This is a genomic window from Nitratireductor sp. PBL-C9, assembly GCF_050877045.1.
GTDB classification, from domain to species: Bacteria; Pseudomonadota; Alphaproteobacteria; order Rhizobiales; family Rhizobiaceae; genus Nitratireductor; species Nitratireductor aquimarinus.
The window spans coordinates 50016-68990 of sequence record NZ_JBPAXW010000007.1 but is presented as its reverse complement, the minus strand read 5'-3'; the positions used below and the strand labels follow the sequence as shown (position 1 = coordinate 68990).

Sequence of the window (18975 nt, the reverse complement as noted above, 5' to 3'; positions counted from 1 at the left end):
GCTCAGGCGCTGAACACTGTGCGGCCTGCAACCATTGTTTGCAAGACCCGGCCCTGCATGCGGGCGCCTTCAAAGCAGGTGTTCTTGGACAGCGAGCGAATGTCTGCCTCGCGCACGATCCACGGCGCATCAATGTCGACAAGCACCAGATCGGCAGGCGCGCCGGTCTTCAGCGTGCCGCCGGGCAGGCCGAAAAGCCGCGCCGGCGCGGTCGACAGGCACTCGATCAGGCGCAGCAGCGGCAGGTCGCCATTGTGATAGAGACGAAGTGCAGCAGCCAGAACGGTTTCGAGGCCGATGGCCCCGGCTTCGGCTTCGGCAAAGGGCAGGCGCTTCGTGTCGACATCCTGCGGGTCGTGCGAGGAGACAATCACGTCGATCGCGCCCGATTTCAGCGCTTCCACCATGGCAAGCCGGTCGTCTTCGGTGCGCAGTGGCGGCGAAAGCCGGAAGAAGGTGCGGTAATCGCCGATGTCGTTTTCGTTGAGCGTCAGGTGATTGATCGAAATGCCGGCGCTCACCTGCGCGCCTTCGTCCTTGGCGCGGGCGATGGCAGCCGCTGACATGGCGGTCGAAATCTTCGCCGCATGATAGCGCCCGCCCGTCAGGCCTGCGAGCATCAGGTCACGGGTGAGCGGAATGGTCTCCGCCTCGCGGGGGATGCCCGGAAGGCCAAGCCAGCTAGCAAAAAGCCCCTCATTCATCACGCCGGAGGAGGCGAGATGCGGATCCTGCGTCTCATGGGCGATGGTGATGCCCAGATCGCGCGCATAGGTGAGGGCGCGCCGCATCACCAGCGCATTGGCAATTGTTGCACGACCTTCGGTGAGCATCACCGCGCCTGCCTCGCTGAGCAGGCCGAACTCGGAAAGCTCCTTGCCGGCAAAGCCTTTGGTGACGGCGGCGGAGGGAAACACGTTGACCACGGCCGTCTCGCGCGCCGTGCGCTTGACGAATTCCACCAGCGCCACATCGTCGATGACGGGCTTGGTGTCGGGCATCATGATCAGCGATGTCACGCCGCCGGCGGCTGCCGCGCGGCTGGCTGAAGCGATGGTCTCGCGATGCTCGGCGCCCGGTTCGCCGATGAAGACGCGCGAATCCACGAGGCCCGGCATGACGGCATGGCCCTGGCAGTCGACAATCGTTGCATTGTCGGGCGCACCCTGGTTCAGCGCGTCAGCGCCTGCGGCGGCAATCGCGCCGTCGATGACGATCACCGCGCCGCGCTCATCAATGCCGCGCGACGGGTCGATCACGCGGGCGTTCTGGAAAACCGTCGCGCTCATGCTGCGCCTCCTTCCGCGTTGCGTCGCGGATCGAGCAGCGCATCCATCACGGCCATGCGCACGGCAACGCCCATTTCAACCTGCTCCTGAATGAGGCTCTGCGGCCCGTCGGCGATTTCCGAGGCGATTTCGACGCCGCGGTTCATGGGGCCGGGATGCATGACGAGGACGTCATCTTTCGCGGCTTTCAGCTTTTCTGCATCAAGCCCGAAATGACGGAAATATTCGCGAACGGACGGAACCAGAGAGCCGGCCATGCGCTCGCGCTGCAGGCGCAGCATCATCACGATGTCCGCGCCCTTGAGGCCTTCGTCCATGCGGGTGAACGGCTCGACGCCCATCTGGTCGATGCCGGAAGGCAGAAGCGTGGAGGGGGCGACCACCCGAACCCGCGCACCCAGCGCGTTGAGCAAAACGATGTTCGAGCGCGCCACGCGCGAATGCAGAACGTCGCCGCAGATCGCAACCGTCAGCCCACCGATCCGGCCCTTGGCGCGGCGGATGGTCAGCGCGTCGAGCAGGGCCTGGGTCGGATGTTCGTGCGCGCCATCGCCGGCATTCACGACCGAGCAGGAGACCTTTTGGGCAAGAAGCGCAGCCGCGCCCGCCGCCGCATGGCGGATTATCAGAATGTCCGGGCGCATCGCGTTCAGCGTGATGGCCGTGTCCAGCAGCGTCTCGCCCTTCTTGGTCGAGGAACTGGCGACGGACATGTTCATCACGTCAGCGCCCAGCCGCTTGCCAGCCAGCTCGAACGAGGACTGCGTGCGCGTCGAGGCTTCGTAGAACAGGTTTATCTGGGTGCGGCCGCGCAGCGTGGCGGTTTTCTTTTCCTGCTGTCGTGAAATGGCAACAGCGGCGTCGGCCCGGTCGAGAAGCATCTCGATATCCAGCGGCGACAGGCCCTTGATGCCAAGCAGGTGGCGGTGCGGATAGAGCGGGAAAGAAGTGTTTGTCATCTCAAGAGTTTGCTATAGGCCCCGCCCGGCAAGCCTGCAAGCGTGCATCACGCGCGCACTTGATTAATCCGGCAAAAGTAACAGGTTTCTGTTTTCATGGATTGGCCCCGTTTTCATGGGTTGGCCCCGTTTTCATGGATTGGCAAGGTGTGGTTGCCATCATGCATCGTTAAAAGTGCGTTGATTCCCGACGCGCCGCCGCAGTTCTGATAGAGTGAAACCGTGACGCACGAAGTAATGAACCAGTCGCCTCCGATCGCCGGCACGAACGCCTGGCGCAGCGACCCGCTGCTGATGCAGGCGGCGGAGAATTTTTCCGAACCCGTGCGCAAGGATCTCGACACGCTTGGCCGTTTCGTGCGCAATCAGGAAGCGCTTGATCTGGCGCGGCTTGCAAATTCCGAAATTCCCCAGCTTCGCACCCATGACCGTTACGGAAACAGGCTTGATCTGGTGGAGTATCACCCGGCCTATCACGCGCTCATGCGGCGTTCTGCGGCGAACGGCCTGCATTCTTCCATCTGGGAGAAAACGGCATCCGAATCCGGCATGCGGCACCAGATTCGCGCGGCCCGCTTTTTCATGACGGCGCAGCTCGAGAGCGGGCATCTGTGCCCGCTGACCATGACCAATGCGTCACTGGCCGCGCTGATGGCCGATACATCGCTCTTCCGGCGCTGGGCGCCGCGCGTGGCGGTGCGCAAATACGATCACACCAGCAAGCCGCTTGCGCAAAAGGCCGGCATCACCATCGGCATGGGAATGACGGAAAAGCAGGGCGGAACGGATGTGCGGGCGAACACGTCGCGCGCCGAGCCGCTGGAAGGCAAGATTTACCGTCTGTCGGGCCACAAATGGTTCCTGTCCGCCCCCATGTCGGATGCGTTTCTCATGCTCGCACAGACGGACCGGGGGCTGTCATGCTTCCTCGTTCCGCGTCTTCTGGAAGACAACGCCGGCAACGGGCTGCGTCTTCAGCGCCTGAAGGACAAGCTTGGCAATCGCTCCAATGCGTCCGCCGAAGTGGAGTTCGACGGCACGATGGGCGAACTCGTGGGCGAGCCGGGGGCCGGTGTGCGCACCATCATGGACATGGTCACGCTGACGCGGCTCGATTGCGCGCTCGGATCGGCCGGTATCATGCGGGCGAGCCTCGCAGAGGCGGTTCATCATGCGCGTCATCGTTCCGCCTTCGGAAAAACGCTGATCGAGCAGCCGCTCATGCTGCGCGTTCTGGCCGACATGGCGCTGGATGTCGCAGCGGCGACGGCGCTTTCCATGCGCCTTGCGCGCGCTTTCGACGAGGCTGCGGATCATCGCGGCGAGGCGGCCTTTGCCCGCGTGATGACGCCGGTCGTGAAATACTGGGTCTGCAAGCTTGCGCCTGCCGTCACTTATGAGGCGATGGAGTGTCTTGGCGGCAATGGCTATGTGGAGGAAGCGCCGCTTGCGCGCCATTACCGCGAAGCCCCGGTCAACGCGATCTGGGAAGGTTCTGGCAATGTGATGGGCCTTGATGTGCTGCGCGTGCTGGATCGCAATGCCGGGCTCTTCGACGATGTGCTGGGCATGATCGGCAATGATCTCGGCGAAAAGGGCGGCGCAACGCTTGAGGTGCTGGCGGCTGCGGCCCGCGTGTGCCAGACGGATGAAGGCTCTGCGCGCATCCTGACCGAGCAGCTGGCGCTCGCGGCAGCGGCTGCCGAACTGCGGCGCATGGGCGGCGGCCGGGTCGCCGACGCCTTCATCGAGACGCGCCTCGCAGGCCAGTGGCGCAGCACCTACGGCATGCTGGACGCGCGCCATGACGCGGCGTCCATTCTCGATGTGCTCTATCCGGAAACGAACTGAGAAACGAGCGTCAGAACGAGCGGGATCGTGAAGAAGGCGAGGGCGGTCTGTACCGTCGTGATGCTGGCGTAAAGCGGCGCGTCGCCGCCAAGCTGACGCGCCAGCAGAAACCCGTTCATGGCGGTGGGGACTGCGGCGCACAGGGCCAGATAGCTGAGTGCCGGCCCGGACACCCCGAAGCCGAGCGCCACGGCAATCATCAAGACCGGGAAGAACAAAAGCTTCAGGAAGGATGAAATCCAGAGCGACGCGCCTGCGGCGCGGAAATCGTCCGTCTGCAGGCTGGCCCCGATGGTCAGCAGCCCCATGCCAAGCGCTGCCCGTCCGACCAGATCGAGCGTCTGGTTGAGCGGCGGGTAGAGATCAAAGGGCATGAAGCGCAGCAGGACTGCCGTCGCTGCCGCCAGGATCATCGGGTTGCGCGCGACATCCAGCATCACTTTGGAGAGCGAAGCGGTGCTGTCGGCAAAGCGCGTCACCACAAAGACAGAGGCGATGTTGATCGGGATGATGATCGTCGCCATCACCAGCGCCACAACGGCCGCCCCCTCCGGCGGAAAGAGTTTTTGGGCCACCGCGAGCGCCATGAAACCGTTCCAGCGCACCGCCGTCTGAAAAACCGAGGAATATTGTGCGTGGCGCACGAGGCCGGTTGCGCGCAGCGCAGGCCAGAGCGCCAGAACGAGCGCAATGAAAGAGAGAACGGAGACCATCAGCGCGCCGAGCATCGCGTCCAGCCGAAGCTCGGAAAAGTCTGCGTTCGCGATGGTTATGAAGAGAAGCGACGGGTAGAGGAACCAGTAGCAGAGCTGTTCGAGGCCGGGCCATGTTTCATCATTGATCAGCGGCGTGCGGCGCAGCGCGTTGCCGGCGATGATCAGCAGGAAGATTGGCAGAATACTTTCAAAGATCGCGAACATGGAGAATCCGGCAGGCGAGAGGAAGCCTCATTAGCTAGTGGCCGGGGCTGCGCCTGTAAAGCGAGGGCGCGATTGCGATGCTGTGAAAATTAACCTTAACAATTGGTAAGCGTTGCGGCGGATTTTCCCGCAGTTCACTGTGGTTCGCATTCGAGAATGAGAGCCATGAATCGCACATTCGCAACCCTTCTGACGGTCTTCTGGACCATCACTTTCGCAGCCTCTGCCTGGGCGGCAGCGCTTGCTGACGGCGTTTTGATGCCCGTCGGTGCGTCGGCTGCCGAGGGGGCGTTGCAGCTTTCACATCTCCTTGGCCAGCTGGGCGTGGTGCTTGGAAACGCACTCGTTGCGGTGCTGTTCCTGTGGACCTTCGTGGTGTCCGTGCTGGAAAAGGGGGAGACGCGGGAGACCGCGACCGTGGCGCAGCTTGCCTGCGCCGGCGCGCTTCTCATGCTGATCGTGGATGCGGTTCAGGCCGGCTTCGTCGCGGATGCGACGGCTCTGACGCCGACGGGAGGGGGGACGGTGAAATTCTTCGCCATCCTGGCAACCCATCTGGTGCTGCGTCGCCAAGAGCTTGCGGACAATGGCGCGGAGCAACAGCTTCAGCCGGCTCCGGTGACCCGATTCTCGGCGATGCGCCTTGTCGATGCCGCGCACGAAACCATGACCGCGCGCCTTGCTTCCCGGCTTGTCGCCCGCCGGGGCTTCCACTTTTCCCCACCCGCCAATGACGACAGGAGCCACTGATGCGTCTGCTGCTTATCTTATGGGCATTACCCATGGGCCTGTTCTGGGGATGGTACGGTCTGTCGTACAACGATCTGAACTTCGGCTTCACATTCCTGAGCCGGGACATGAATGATCTGCTGTTCAGGATTTATGGCAATATTCTCGGCATCGATCCGCAGGTGATTCCCGGCATGGTCGCGCGGGCCTGCGTGGTCGACTCGTTCATCCTTGCCGGCATCGTCGCGTTTCGTCGCCGGCGCGCAATCAAGGCGTGGTATCAGGACAAGCGCGCCGCCTACCGGGCCGGTGAAGCGGCCCCGGAAGCACGCAGTCTGTCCAGCGCGCCCTGAAGGATGAAGGCGGCGGCGGCCGAATCGATCCGCTCCGCCCGTTTCTTGCGTGATACATCCATCTCCAGAAGCGCCCGCTCTGCGGCAACCGTCGACATGCGTTCGTCCCAGAAGGCGACGGGAAGGTCCGTCAGCCGCTCAAGATTGCGGATGAAGGCGCGCGTCGACTGCGCGCGCGGGCCTTCCGTACCATCCATGTTGACCGGAAGGCCGATGACGATGCCGCCGACATTGTCGCGCTTGAACGCGGCAAGCAGCGCTTCGGCGTCCTGCGTGAATTTCTTGCGCATCACCACCTGACGCGGCGTCGCCAGCGACAGTCCGCGGTCGGAGACCGAAAGGCCGATGGTCTTGGTGCCGAGGTCGAGCCCGGCCAGCGTCTGGCCCGCAGTGAGAAAAGCGGGGAGTTCCTGCAGGTCGACCACTGACAAAACTGTACACTCCAATTACGACTGTGGGATGGTTCTAGAGCAATTCCAGGGAAAGTGGAAACCGGTTTCCCGTCCGGAACTGCCTGAAAACAATGACTTGGCGACTTTGCCGATTCCGCGGGACGACAAAGTGGTCTAATGACGCTGCAGCGGTTACACGAAAAGAAGCCACTGCGCGACAGGCGTCGTTGAACGCGCCACATTCAGCAAGGAGTATTTCCCATGGACCTGACCTGGTACGGCCATTCCGCGTTTCGCGTGGATGCAGGCGATGCGCGCATCCTGATCGATCCGTTCCTCAGCGGAAACCCTTCCTGGAACGATGGATGGGAAGGCCCGGCGGAGGGCGTGACGCATGTGCTGCTCACCCACGGCCATGACGATCATATCGGCGATGCGGTCGAAATCCTGAAGAAGACCGGCGCGATGCTGGTCGCCAATTTCGAAATCTGCATGTTCCTTGTCGGCAAGGGCGTCGACCAGAACCGTATCAACCCCGGCAATCACGGCGGTACCGTCGATTGCGGCGGCTTCACCACCACATTCGTGAACGCGCTGCATTCCTCGTCGTCTGCAGGCGAGGGCGGGGCAAACACCTATCTGGGCAATCCTGCCGGTCTCGTCCTTCACTTCCCCGAGGACAAGACGCTCTATCATATGGGCGATACCGACATTTTCGGCGACATGGCGCTGATCCACGAACTTCATCAGCCCGAAATCGGTCTTGTGCCGGTCGGTGACCGGTTCACGATGGGCGGTGCCGTTGCGGCACTCGCCTGCCGCCGCTACTTCAAGTTCGATACCGTGCTGCCCTGCCATTTCGGGACATTCCCGATCATCGATCAGACGGCGCAGAAATTCATCGACGGCATGGAAGGCTCCGGCGTTAATGTGCCGGTGCTGAAGGTGGGCGAGACGATTTCGCTTTAGGGACCGCGATGCATCGCGCATTGATGCACCGCGTATTCTGGAAATCGTTTCCGATTTTCGGGCCTTTCCTATAGCAATTCCGGTGCGCCGGAGCGCGTTGGCGGTTGCACGCCGCCCGCGCGCCGATTATAGCCGTGGCGCAGCCAATAAGCGCCTGGAGAGAACCATGTCCGTGGACATCGATACCGTGAAGCGTGTTGCGCGCCTTTCCCGCATTGCCGTTGACGATGCGGACGCCGAGCGCATGACAGGCGAACTGAACGCCATTCTCGGTTTCGTCGAGCAACTGAACGAAGTGAATGTCGAGGGCATCGAGCCCATGACGTCTGTCATCCCGATGGCGATGAAGAAGCGTCAGGACGGCGTGACCGACGGCAACAAGGCCGACGACATTGTCGCCAATGCACCGGTTTCGGAGGACAATTTCTTCGTTGTCCCGAAAGTGGTCGAATAGAAGCCAGCATAAGCTTCCAAACCCATTTGCCCTGACCGGCCCCCGGATTCTCACGGATTTTCACGGATTCTCCATGACAGAGCTCACCAAACTCACCATTGCCGAGGCGCGCGAAAAGCTGGCCGCCAAGGCGTTCACCGCCACGGAGCTGACCGAGGCCTATCTTTCGGCCATCGGCACGGCCAATGAAAAGCTCAACGCCTATGTCGCCGTCACCCACGACAAGGCGCGCGCCATGGCAAAGGCAAGCGATGAGCGGATCGCGAAGGGCGAGGCGGGCGCGCTGGAAGGCATTCCGCTCGGCATCAAGGACCTGTTCGCGACCGAAGACGTTCACACCCAGGCCTCCAGCCACATCCTCGACGGGTTCAAGCCGAAATACGAATCCACCGTGACGGCCAATCTGTGGGCCGATGGCGCGGTGATGCTCGGCAAGCTCAACATGGATGAGTTCGCCATGGGCTCGTCCAACGAGACCTCCTTTTACGGTCCGGTCATCAACCCGTGGCGCGCCGAAGGCTCCAATGCCGATCTGGTGCCGGGCGGCTCTTCCGGCGGTTCGGCGGCAGCCGTTTCCGCCCTTCTGTGCGCCGGCGCAACTGCAACGGACACCGGCGGCTCCATCCGCCAGCCCGCAGCCTTCACCGGCACGGTCGGCATCAAGCCGACCTATGGCCGCTGCTCGCGCTGGGGCACGGTGGCTTTCGCTTCCTCACTCGATCAGGCAGGCCCGATTGCGCGCGATGTGCGCGATGCCGCGATCCTTCTGAAATCCATGGCTTCGGTTGACGACAAGGACACCACCTCCGTCGATCTTCCGGTGCCGGATTACGAGGCCGCCATCGGCCAGTCGATCAAGGGCATGAAGATCGGCATTCCGCGCGAGTACCGTCTCGACGGCATGCCGGAGGAAATCGAGGCGCTGTGGAAGCAGGGCATCGACTGGATGCGCGATGCGGGCGCGGAGATCGTCGACATCTCGCTGCCGCACACGAAATACGCGCTGCCGGCCTATTACATCGTTGCGCCTGCCGAAGCCTCTTCCAACCTCGCGCGTTATGACGGCGTGCGTTATGGCCTGCGCGTGCCCGGCAAGGACATTGCCGACATGTATGAGCAGACCCGCGCCGCCGGTTTCGGTCGCGAGGTCAAGCGCCGCATCATGATCGGCACCTATGTGCTGTCGGCCGGCTATTACGACGCCTATTACCTCAAGGCGCAGAAGGTTCGCACGCTCATCAAGCGCGACTTCGAGCAGGTCTTCGATCAGGGCGTCGACGCGATCCTGACGCCGGCAACGCCGTCGGCCGCTTTCGGCATCGCCGATCAGGAAATGGCGTCCGATCCGGTCAAGATGTATCTGAACGACATCTTCACCGTCACGGTGAACATGGCGGGCCTGCCCGGCATCGCCGTGCCCGCCGGTCTTGACGCGAAGGGCCTGCCGCTCGGCCTGCAGCTGATCGGAAAGCCGTTTGAAGAAGAAACGCTGTTCCGCACAGCACATGTGATCGAACAGGCCGCAGGGCGTTTCGCACCGAACAAGTGGTGGTGATGCCCATGGCGCGGCTCGCTTCCTGAGAGAAAGGCCGCGTCATGTTCCATTTCGTCTCCGCAATTGGCTGGCTGTTCCTGCAGCCGCTCGGCCTTGCCGCGATCCTGATTGCGGTTTCGGTGGTCACCGCCTTTTTTGGCTGGCGCCGCCTGTCCATGACGGCAGGCGGCCTTTCTTTTATCGTTCTCTTTCTGTCGGCCTGGACGACGCTCGGCGCGCTTCTTCTCGGACCGCTCGAAGACCGCTTCCAGAAGCCCGACCCCGTGCCTGAGACGGTTCACGGCATCGTCGTTCTGGGCGGCGGGCTGGAAGGCTCCATCAACAGTGCGCGCGGCGGCCACGAACTGAATGCCAGCGGCGACCGTTTCGTTGAGACCGCCATTCTGGCGCGCCGTTTCCCGCAGGCGAAAATCCTGATTTCTGGCGGACAGGGAGCCGTTTTCCTGGCCGGTGAGGGCGACGCGGATACGGCGCCGCGTCTGCTGACGGCGCTTGGCGTCGATCCGGAACGCATGATTCTGGAGAACCGCTCACGCGATACCTATGAGAATGCGCGCTTCTCCAGCGAGATGGTGCAACCGGCCGAAGGCGAGACATGGCTGCTCGTCACGTCCGCGTTTCACATGCCGCGCGCGGTGGGCGTGTTCCGCAAGGCGGGGTTCCCGGTGACGCCGTGGCCGGTCGACTACAAGACCGCCGGCAATGAGAAGCCCGGCCTTGCCGAGGACAATGCGCTCGATTCCCTGCGCAATCTCACAGTGGGCATAAGGGAATGGCTGGGGCTCGCCGCCTACTGGTTCGCAGGCAGAACGGACGTGTTTTTGCCGGCTTCCGATACACGCACAGACTGAGTTTCGGACCGGCTTTCCCTGTCTGATGGTGCAGTGCAGCAATGTTGTCCTTTTTTGGTCGCATGTATTGAAAATTCCTTTATGCGCGCAAGTGCCTGATTAGACACGGAAAGCCCCGTTTTCTGCGGGTTTTTAACAGTTCAAATGCCGTCATTTTGCCGTTTTTGGACTTGCGGAAGCATGTGCTTAGGAGTATCTCCCGCCGTCACGGATCGGCGGTCGGGATCATCCCGGTCGGAGATCGGATAACAAACGGGATATGCATGGACGATAGCGTTGAGAGATCCTGCTGGGGCGTAACCGCCAAGGCAGTGATCGGGCTTGCGGGAATCATCTTTCTGGCATGGCTCTTGATTGGCGCCGAGACGGCAGCGGTCGTAGCAACGGCAGGCTGAACAACCAGCAAAACCGCACAACATCGGTTCACAGAAGTTGAAGGGCGCAGCGCAATCGCTGCGCCCTTTGCTTGTTCAGGGAAATCGCCTACATCTTTCCTGTCGCGTTCACGCCAGCCCGTGCCGCGCGATAGCCCGCCACGGCAACTGATCGCTGGAATGCTTCCAGCGGTGAAATCCCGGAGCCTTCGCCCATGTTTCTTTCCGTTTTCGACCTGTTCAAGATCGGCATCGGACCGTCGAGTTCGCACACAATGGGGCCGATGACGGCGGCAGAGCGCTTTCTGGCGGAGATTGCAGGCGATGACTGGCCGCGCCCGGCAGGCAGCGAAGTGGACCGTCTGTCGGTCAGCCTGCATGGTTCGCTTGCATTCACGGGCATCGGGCACGGCACCGACCGCGCCGTGATCCTCGGTCTTGCGGGCTTCAACCCGCTGACGGTCGATCCGGATCGCATGGACGGGCAACTGGCCACCATCGCCGAGGAAAAGATGGTGCGGCCACAGGGCCATCCGGCCTATCGTTTCGATCCGCAAAGCGATCTTGTGCTCGACAAGAAGCAGCCGCTTCCCGGTCACGCCAATGGCATGGCCTTCAACGCCTATGATGCAGACGACCGCCTTCTTCTGCGGCGCATCTATTATTCGGTCGGTGGCGGCTTCGTCGTTTCCGAAGAGGAGCTTCAGACCCTCAAGGCCGAGAAGGCCGGGCCCGAGGGCAGCACTGTGCCATATCCGTTTGCCAACGGGCGCGAGATGCTGGCGATGGCGGCTGAGAGCGGGCTTTCCATTGCCGAGATGAAGCGCGCCAATGAGGAAGTGAAGATGGATCGCGCCGCGCTCGACGCGGGGCTCGACGAGATCTGGCAGGCGATGGATTCGTGCATCGAGCGCGGGCTTTCCCAGGACGGCATCATGCCCGGCGGGCTCAATGTGCGCCGCCGTGCGCGCCAGCTTCACGACCGGCTTGACGAGGACTGGCGCCAGAACCGGCCCAACCCGCTTGCCGCAAACGACTGGCTGGCGGTTTTCGCCATGGCGGTGAACGAGGAGAACGCCAGCGGTGGCCGTGTGGTCACCGCGCCGACCAATGGTGCGGCGGGCGTCGTACCGGCAGTCATGCGCTACTGGCAGAAATTCCACGTGGATGCGGACAAGAACGGCATCCGCGACTTCCTGCTGACGGCGGCGGCGATTGGCGGCATCGTCAAGCACAATGCCTCGATCTCCGGCGCAGAGGTGGGCTGCCAGGGCGAGGTGGGGTCTGCTTCGGCCATGGCGGCGGCCGGACTGGCAGCGGTTCTGGGCGGTACGCCGGAACAGGTGGAGAATGCAGCCGAGATCGCGCTGGAGCATCATCTGGGGATGACCTGCGATCCCGTGGCCGGGCTCGTTCAGGTGCCGTGCATCGAGCGCAATGCGCTGGGCTCGGTAAAGGCCGTGACCGCAGCATCGCTTGCGGTGAAGGGTGACGGAAAGCACTTCGTCTCGCTTGATGCCGCAGTCGAAACCATGCGCCAGACCGGCGTCGACATGAATGAACGCTACAAGGAGACCAGTCTTGGCGGTCTGGCGGTCAATGTGGTGGAGTGCTGAGCGACATTTCGCGCTGTGGAGAGCCGGCTATCGTGCTTGACCTTGGTGGAGCTGCGCCCGACATTTAGAGCATGGCACTTAATCTCATAAAACTGTGCGTTGGCTGCGAAAGCGTCGAGCAATTGCAGGACTGGATCAAGCTGCGTACGCAGGAACAGCGGGCGCTGGGCGAACCGGCGGAACAGTTTCACACGACCCGCATGGTGCCCAAGCGCGTTGAAGAGCTGACCGATGGCGGTTCGCTCTACTGGGTGATCAAGGGCACGGTTCAGTGCCGCCAGAAGCTCATCGATATCCGCCCGTTTCGCGATGCGGAAGGTGTGTCGCGCTGCCATCTGGTGCTGGAGCCGAAGCTTGTGCGCACGCAGTTTCAGCCGCGCCGCGCGTTTCAGGGCTGGCGCTATCTCGATCCCAAGGATGCGCCGGCCGATCTTGGCGCTGCCGGAGACGATGCGGAGATGCCGCCGGAACTGCGCCGCGAACTCACCGAACTCGGCTTGCTGTAAGCGCTGTTCTGGCGCAGGCTGCGGGATAGTCTTGCAACCGCTCTCAACGAGCCCATCTTTTTCATCATGAACGACAAAAAAACGCCTGCGCCGCGCCGCGTCGAATCGGACATCGCCAAAACCCGATCGTCATCGGGAGCGATTGATGCCTTCGTGCGCCATGCGCGCGCCGTCGCACCCGTGCGTGGCGGAGAAGCCGGCAGTGGCCGGCTCATTCTGGCGCTTGATGCGACCATGAGCCGGCAGCCCACCTGGGACCTGGCCTGCAAGCTGCAGGCGGAGATGTTCGATGCGGTGGGCAAGGCGGGCTCGCTCAACGTCCAGCTCGTCTATTTTCGCGGGTTCGGCGAAAGCCGCGCCTCGCGCTTCGTGCGCGACACGGATGCGCTCAAGACGCTGATGACGAAGATCGACTGCCGTGGCGGCCACACGCAGATCGGCAAGGTTCTGTCGCATGCGCTGAAGGAGACCGGACGCGAGAAGGTCAACGCGCTCGTCTATATCGGGGATGCGATGGAAGAGAGCGTGGATGACCTTGCCGAGAAGGCGGGCAGGCTGGGGCTGGGCGGCGTGCCGGTGTTCGTCTTCCAGGAAGGGCATGACCCGACAGCCGAACGCGCCTTCCGCGAGATCGCGCGGCTTTCCAAAGGCGCATGGTTCCGGTTCGATGCGCGCGCGGCCGCAGAACTTGGCAAGCTCCTTTCAGCCGTCGCCGTCTATGCGACGGGCGGGCTGAAAGCGCTGAGCGACCGCAACCGGCCCGAAGACCGCAGGATGCTGGAGCATCTGCGCGGCGGACGAGAGCGATGACCTATCCGTTTTTCTTCTTCGCACTTGTCCTGCTCGTGCTTCTGGCGGGCATGGCGTTTGTGAAGTCCAGCCCGCGCAGCATCGCAAACACGCTGCGGATCGCCGGGCCGGCGCTCATGGCGCTGGTCGGTGTGGTGATGCTTTTCATCGGAAGGGCGGGCCTGGGAGGAATGCTGCTCTCAGGCGCTGCCGCCTGGTATGGCTCTGGACGTCTCAAGATGGGGCAGAGCAAAACGCCTGGGCAAAGGTCCACCGTTCGTTCGGCAGCGCTCGAAATGGAGCTTGATCACGACAGCGGAGGATTATCCGGTGTGGTGCTTGCCGGCCGGCATGAAGGACGCCGGCTCGGCGAGATGACGCAGGGTGAACTGCTTGATCTGTACGCTGAACTTGCCAGCGACGAAGAGAGCCTGAGGCTCCTAGAAACCTACCTTGACGGAGAATTCCCCGCCTGGCGCGACAGCGCGGACACGCACGGAGACGCGGGGCAGGGACGTGCGGCGGGCACGGGCCCCATGACCAAGGAGGAGGCCTATGAGATCCTTGGTCTTGAACGCGGTGCGTCCGTTGCGCAGATCCGACAGGCTCACCGCCGCCTGATGCAGCGCCTGCATCCCGACATGGGAGGAACCTCTTCTCTTGCCGCCCGTATCAACGAGGCGCGCGACGTTCTGCTCTCCACTCACAACTGAACTCCCGGTGTGCAAGACACTTTCCTTGCTGTTCTTCAAACTGGTTCTCACTGCTGCACCGCGTAGCAGGAGATGCTCTTTTTCTTCAGAGACGCACAGGCGCCCCAGGCGTCGGATTTGCTGTTGAAGCCGACGAAGCGGGCGCGGTGATAGACGACGCCGCCCTTTTCGAAGGTCTCGGTGATCGGAACGGCGCGGGCGAGAACACTGCCGGCCTTCTGCTCCGTCTGGGCGAGAACCATGAGGGCCTCATCCTCGGTGGGAAGCGACGCAACCTGAATGACCCAGCCACCCATGGCGGCGGTCTCGGTTGCCGCGGCATTGGTGGAGGCCGTCGGCATCGGGTCGACGGCTGCGACGGCAACACGCGGACGCGGAACGGCTGCGTTCACCACGGCTGCTGCCTTGACGGGCGGCTCGGGCGCATAGGCGGTCAGGGTCTGCGGCTGCGCCTCGGGGCGATCGGTCGGAAGCGGAACATCGCTGCCGGGGATCATCGCGGCAAGTGCTGTGCGGGCGCCACCGGGCGCCTTGGCGATCAGCATGCGGTCGCGACCGGTCGAACCCTTGTTCAGGTAGCGCTTGATGAGGTCGGCCATGTGCGCGTCACGGCTGCGGGAGGTGCGTCCCCCCATGACGACGGCAACGATGCTGCGGCCATTTGCCTGCACGGAGCTGGCGAGATTGAAGCCGGAAGCACGCGTGTAGCCGGTCTTGATGCCGTCCACGCCCTTGACGCGACCGAGAAGCCGGTTGTGGTTGCCGTAACGGCGCTTCTTGTAGGTGAAGGAGCTGGTCTGGAAATAGCTGTAATACTGCGGGTAGTGCTCACGCAGTGCGATGCTGAGTTTCGCCATGTCGCGCGCAGTGGTCTTCTGCTTGCTGTTGGGCAGGCCATGCGCGTTCTTGAACGTGGTGCGGGACATGCCGAGCTGGCGGGCCTTGGCGGTCGTCATGGCCGCGAATTTCGCTTCCGAGCCACCGAGGAACTCGGCCACTGCCGTTGCCACATCGTTTGCCGAGCGGGTGACCAGCGCGCGGATCGCCTGGTCGACGGTCAGGCTGTCGCCGGGCTTGAGCGCGATGTTGGTGGGCGGCTCTGCTGCCGCGTTGCGTGAAACGGGAATGCGGGTGTTCTTGTTGATGCGACCGCTCTCCATGGCTTCGAAAAGCATGTAGGCGGTCATCATCTTGGTGAGCGAGGCCGGGTAACGCAGCGAGTCGGCATTGGACTCATAGAGGACCTTGCCGGTTTTGGCGTCCATCACGATGCCCGCATATTTGGAGTTGGCCGAAGCCTGCCCAATCACACCGAATACCATGAGACATGAAAGAAAAAGTGCGGTGAGAATCTTGCCCGGGAGCCGCACAAGATTCGCTCTACCCAACAACGCCTGACGCACAACAACACCTATTTGCACCTGGTTTCAGGCCGCGGGGCATCCCAACCCACAGGCCCATTTCCCGAAACTTTAGTGCGAGCGGCGTTACCAATCCGTTTATGGTGACCCAAACGTTGACGGAATTTCTTAACATTGAAGCGAAATTGAGCCATTCCGCAGGGGAATTGGGGGTAGAGAATCGTCTATCCGTTTGATGGCGTAGTTTTGAACGTAAAAGCCCCTGCGCCGTATTGTCAGGAACTGAGAAGGTCTTAAAATTGTCGGAAGGGTACCTACATGTCCTACGTAAGGGCTCGGCAAAGGGAATGGAATTTTTGAGCACCGGCAGCGAAGCCATGCAGCGTTACGATTGGCGATTGCAGGATGGTGAGGGCGATGGCGACGAATCCGATCGCGGAACGGCTGTCATCACGCGCACGAAGACCAAGACAAAGAAGCCGAGTCTGTATCGTGTTCTGTTGTTGAATGACGATTACACGCCGATGGAGTTCGTCATTCATGTGCTCGAGCGGTTCTTCAGGAAGGACCGCGAGGCTGCGACGCGAATTATGCTGCACGTACACAATCACGGTGTTGGTGAATGTGGCGTGTTCACGTTCGAAGTGGCCGAGACCAAGGTAACGCAGGTGATGGACTTCGCCAGACAGCACCAGCATCCACTTCAATGCGTGATGGAAAAGAAATGAGGTACTGAATGCCGGCTTTTTCCCAAGGCTTGGAGCGGGCTCTGCATCAGGCGCTCACATTTGCCAATGAGCGCCACCACGAATATGCGACGCTGGAGCATCTTCTCCTGGCGCTGATCGATGATGCCGATGCCGCCGCCGTCATGCGCGCATGCAATGTCGATCTCGATGCGCTCAAGGGGACCGTGGTCAAATATATCGACAGCGAGCTCGACAATCTCGTCACGGGCTATGACGAGGATTCCAAGCCCACCGCCGGATTCCAGCGGGTCATCCAGCGGGCGGTTATCCATGTGCAGTCTTCCGGTCGTGAAGAGGTGTCAGGCGCAAATGTGCTCGTGGCCATTTTCGCCGAGCGCGAGAGCCACGCCGCCTACTTCCTGCAGGAACAGCAGATGACCCGCTATGACGCCGTCAACTATATCAGCCATGGCATTGCCAAGCGGCCGGGTGGCTCGGAAGCGCGCACGCCGCGCGGGGCCGAGGACGATGATGCCGGCGCACCGGGCGCCGAGGCGGAAGAGGGCGCCAAAAAGAAACAGGCGCAGGACGCGCTGACGGCTTACTGCGTCAATCTGAATGACAAGGCGCGGGCCGGCCGCATCGATCCGCTGATCGGTCGCACGGCCGAGGTCAACCGCACCATTCAGGTCCTGTGCCGCCGTTCGAAGAACAATCCGCTCTATGTGGGCGATCCCGGCGTCGGCAAGACGGCGATTGCCGAGGGTCTGGCCAAGCGCATCGTCGAGGGCGATGTGCCGGATGTTCTGTCGGACGCAACCATCTTCGCGCTCGACATGGGCACGCTACTGGCCGGCACGCGCTATCGTGGCGATTTCGAGGAACGCCTCAAGCAGGTCGTCAAGGAGCTTGAGGATTTCCCGGGCGCGGTTCTGTTCATCGACGAGATCCATACGGTTATCGGCGCGGGCGCAACGTCGGGCGGCGCGATGGATGCATCGAACCTCCTGAAGCCGGCCTTATCGTCCGGCTCGATCCGCTGCATCGGCTCGACCACCTACAAGGAGTTTCGACAGTTCTTCGAGAAGGACCGTGCGCTGGTGCGCCGCTTCCAGAAGATCGACGTCGCCGAACCCTCCGTTGAGGACGCTGTCGAGATCATGAAGGGGCTGAAGCCTTACTTCGAGGACTTCCACAAGGTTCGCTACACGAACGAGGCGGTGAAGGCCGCGGTGGAACTGTCGGCGCGCTACATCAACGACCGCAAGCTGCCGGACAAGGCCATCGACGTTCTGGACGAGACCGGCGCATCGCAGAAACTTCTGCCGGAAACGAAGCGTCGCAAGACGATCAACGTCAAGGAAATCGAAGCGACCATCGCCACCATGGCCCGCATTCCGCCGAAGACCGTTTCGGCCGATGACGAGAAGGTGCTGGCGACGCTCGAGGACGAGCTGAAGCGCGTTGTTTACGGTCAGGATGCCGCGATCACGGCGCTGTCGTCGGCGATCAAGCTGGCGCGGGCCGGTCTGCGCGAGCCTGAAAAGCCGATTGGCTCCTACCTGTTCTCCGGCCCCACGGGCGTCGGCAAGACGGAAGTCGCCAAGCAGCTCGCCGCGTCGCTGGGTGTCGAACTCCTGCGTTTCGACATGTCGGAGTATATGGAGCGCCACACCGTGTCGCGCCTGATCGGCGCGCCGCCCGGCTATGTGGGCTTCGACCAGGGTGGCCTTCTGACGGACGGTGTCGATCAGCATCCGCATTGTGTGCTGTTACTCGACGAGATCGAGAAGGCGCATCCGGATCTGTTCAACATCCTGTTACAGGTCATGGATCACGGCAAGCTGACGGACCACAACGGCAAGAGCATCGACTTCCGCAATGTCATCCTCATCATGACGACCAATGCGGGCGCGGCCGATCTCGCCAAGCCGGCCATTGGTTTTGGATCGACGAAGCGCGACAGCGACGACATGGAAGCGATCAACCGGCTGTTCACGCCGGAGTTCCGCAACCGTCTCGACGCGGTCATCCCGTTCGGCTCGCTGCCGGTTCCGGTCATTCACCAGGTGGTACAGAAATTCGTCATGCAGCTCGAGGCGCAGCTCGCCGAGCGTCGCGTCACCTTCGACCTGTCGGATGACGCCATCGCCTGGCTGGCGGACAAGGGCTATGACGAGCGGATGGGCGCACGGCCGCTTGGCCGCGTGATCCAGGAGCACATCAAGAAGCCGCTGGCTGATGAAGTGCTGTTCGGCAAGCTCAAGAAGGGCGGCACGGTGCGTGTCAGCGTCGAGAAGGACGAGGCGGGCAAGAGCCACCTCAAACTCGACGCGCTTCCCGATGATGCACCGATCAAGCCGCGCGACGAGGTGCCCGAGAAGAAGGCGAAGCCGGCGGCCAAACGGACCCGCAAGCCCAAGGCGGCAGCGGCCAAGCCCAAGGCGCAGAAGCCCAAGGATCCGCCAAAGCGCAGCCTTGTGCCGCAATTGCCGCGCAAGGACTGACAGGCAGGCCCGGTACTGACAGGCAAGTCCGGTCTCGGAACTGGTCCAATTTCGAAGGCGTGGGTGCCCCAAGCACTCACGCCTTCGTTGTATCGCAG

At 62.3% G+C, this 18975-nt stretch carries 18 protein-coding genes; 13 read left to right on the top strand and 5 right to left on the bottom strand.

The annotated features are described in order from the left end of the window. Positions 1 to 2 precede the first annotated feature (2 nt). Positions 3 to 1289, bottom strand: coding sequence for a dihydroorotase (locus tag ACRTG1_RS15445; protein WP_432516523.1), 1287 nt, complete (start codon positions 1287 to 1289; stop codon positions 3 to 5). Then, positions 1286 to 2248: an aspartate carbamoyltransferase catalytic subunit gene (locus ACRTG1_RS15440; RefSeq protein WP_113155114.1), complete on the bottom strand. Its 963-nt coding sequence runs from the start codon at positions 2246 to 2248 to the stop codon at positions 1286 to 1288. Before ACRTG1_RS15440 ends, ACRTG1_RS15445 begins: the two co-directional genes overlap by 4 nt. Before the next feature lie 237 nt (positions 2249 to 2485). Between ACRTG1_RS15440 and ACRTG1_RS15435 the strand changes: the two genes are divergently transcribed. Continuing rightward, on the top strand, positions 2486 to 4099 hold the full coding sequence (locus ACRTG1_RS15435; protein WP_204360903.1) for an acyl-CoA dehydrogenase family protein: 1614 nt from the start codon (positions 2486 to 2488) through the stop codon (positions 4097 to 4099). Here ACRTG1_RS15435 and ACRTG1_RS15430 read toward each other — a convergent pair. Continuing rightward, entirely contained in the window at positions 4081 to 5019 is a 939-nt protein-coding gene (locus ACRTG1_RS15430) for an AEC family transporter (protein WP_206545364.1), read from the bottom strand. The genes ACRTG1_RS15435 and ACRTG1_RS15430 overlap by 19 nt on opposite strands. 165 nt (positions 5020 to 5184) lie before the next feature. Here ACRTG1_RS15430 and ACRTG1_RS15425 point away from each other — a divergent pair, with 165 nt between their 5' ends. Further along, complete coding sequence (locus ACRTG1_RS15425) at positions 5185 to 5769, top strand: hypothetical protein (protein ID WP_432516522.1); 585 nt, start codon at positions 5185 to 5187, stop codon at positions 5767 to 5769. Next, complete coding sequence (locus tag ACRTG1_RS15420; protein WP_113155118.1) at positions 5769 to 6101, top strand: DUF6105 family protein; 333 nt, start codon at positions 5769 to 5771, stop codon at positions 6099 to 6101. Before ACRTG1_RS15425 ends, ACRTG1_RS15420 begins: the two co-directional genes overlap by 1 nt. Here the strand turns inward: ACRTG1_RS15420 and ruvX are convergent. Further along, positions 6047 to 6532, bottom strand: coding sequence for a Holliday junction resolvase RuvX (gene ruvX, locus ACRTG1_RS15415; protein WP_113155119.1), 486 nt, complete (start codon positions 6530 to 6532; stop codon positions 6047 to 6049). The two genes, ACRTG1_RS15420 and ruvX, sit on opposite strands and share 55 nt — an antisense overlap. Before the next feature lie 222 nt (positions 6533 to 6754). Between ruvX and ACRTG1_RS15410 the strand changes: the two genes are divergently transcribed. The 8 genes from ACRTG1_RS15410 (at position 6755) to ACRTG1_RS15375 (ending at position 14320) form a co-directional block, all read left to right on the top strand. Further along, positions 6755 to 7462, top strand: a complete 708-nt coding sequence (locus ACRTG1_RS15410; protein WP_432516521.1) for a metal-dependent hydrolase — start codon at positions 6755 to 6757, stop codon at positions 7460 to 7462. Positions 7463 to 7628: 166 nt separating this feature from the next. Next, positions 7629 to 7916, top strand: a complete 288-nt coding sequence (gene gatC, locus ACRTG1_RS15405) for an Asp-tRNA(Asn)/Glu-tRNA(Gln) amidotransferase subunit GatC (RefSeq protein WP_432516520.1) — start codon at positions 7629 to 7631, stop codon at positions 7914 to 7916. A 73-nt stretch (positions 7917 to 7989) separates the two neighbouring features. After that, the gene (gene gatA / locus ACRTG1_RS15400; protein ID WP_432516519.1) at positions 7990 to 9471 is read left to right on the top strand and encodes an Asp-tRNA(Asn)/Glu-tRNA(Gln) amidotransferase subunit GatA; all 1482 of its coding nucleotides are present in this window, start codon (positions 7990 to 7992) and stop codon (positions 9469 to 9471) included. 41 nt (positions 9472 to 9512) lie between these two features. Beyond that, complete coding sequence (locus ACRTG1_RS15395; protein ID WP_432516518.1) at positions 9513 to 10322, top strand: YdcF family protein; 810 nt, start codon at positions 9513 to 9515, stop codon at positions 10320 to 10322. Positions 10323 to 10911: 589 nt separating this feature from the next. Further along, positions 10912 to 12312, top strand: a complete 1401-nt coding sequence (locus ACRTG1_RS15390; protein WP_206993434.1) for an L-serine ammonia-lyase — start codon at positions 10912 to 10914, stop codon at positions 12310 to 12312. Positions 12313 to 12383: 71 nt separating this feature from the next. Continuing rightward, on the top strand, positions 12384 to 12818 hold the full coding sequence (locus ACRTG1_RS15385; protein ID WP_432516517.1) for a DUF1489 family protein: 435 nt from the start codon (positions 12384 to 12386) through the stop codon (positions 12816 to 12818). 66 nt (positions 12819 to 12884) lie between these two features. After that, positions 12885 to 13628, top strand: coding sequence for a VWA domain-containing protein (locus tag ACRTG1_RS15380; protein WP_113155126.1), 744 nt, complete (start codon positions 12885 to 12887; stop codon positions 13626 to 13628). Further along, complete coding sequence (locus ACRTG1_RS15375) at positions 13625 to 14320, top strand: DnaJ domain-containing protein (protein WP_432516516.1); 696 nt, start codon at positions 13625 to 13627, stop codon at positions 14318 to 14320. Before ACRTG1_RS15380 ends, ACRTG1_RS15375 begins: the two co-directional genes overlap by 4 nt. Positions 14321 to 14367: 47 nt before the next feature. Here the strand turns inward: ACRTG1_RS15375 and ACRTG1_RS15370 are convergent, their stop codons facing one another. Next, positions 14368 to 15690, bottom strand: coding sequence for a D-alanyl-D-alanine carboxypeptidase (locus ACRTG1_RS15370; RefSeq protein WP_297561060.1), 1323 nt, complete (start codon positions 15688 to 15690; stop codon positions 14368 to 14370). Positions 15691 to 16058: 368 nt separating this feature from the next. Between ACRTG1_RS15370 and clpS the strand changes: the two genes are divergently transcribed. Together clpS and clpA are read left to right on the top strand one after the other, a co-directional pair. Then, entirely contained in the window at positions 16059 to 16409 is a 351-nt protein-coding gene (clpS, locus tag ACRTG1_RS15365; RefSeq protein ID WP_113156290.1) for an ATP-dependent Clp protease adapter ClpS, read from the top strand. A gap of 8 nt (positions 16410 to 16417) precedes the next feature. Further along, a complete protein-coding gene (gene clpA, locus ACRTG1_RS15360) occupies positions 16418 to 18877 on the top strand; it encodes an ATP-dependent Clp protease ATP-binding subunit ClpA (protein WP_432516515.1) in 2460 nt (819 codons plus the stop codon). Positions 18878 to 18975: the final 98 nt, after the last annotated feature.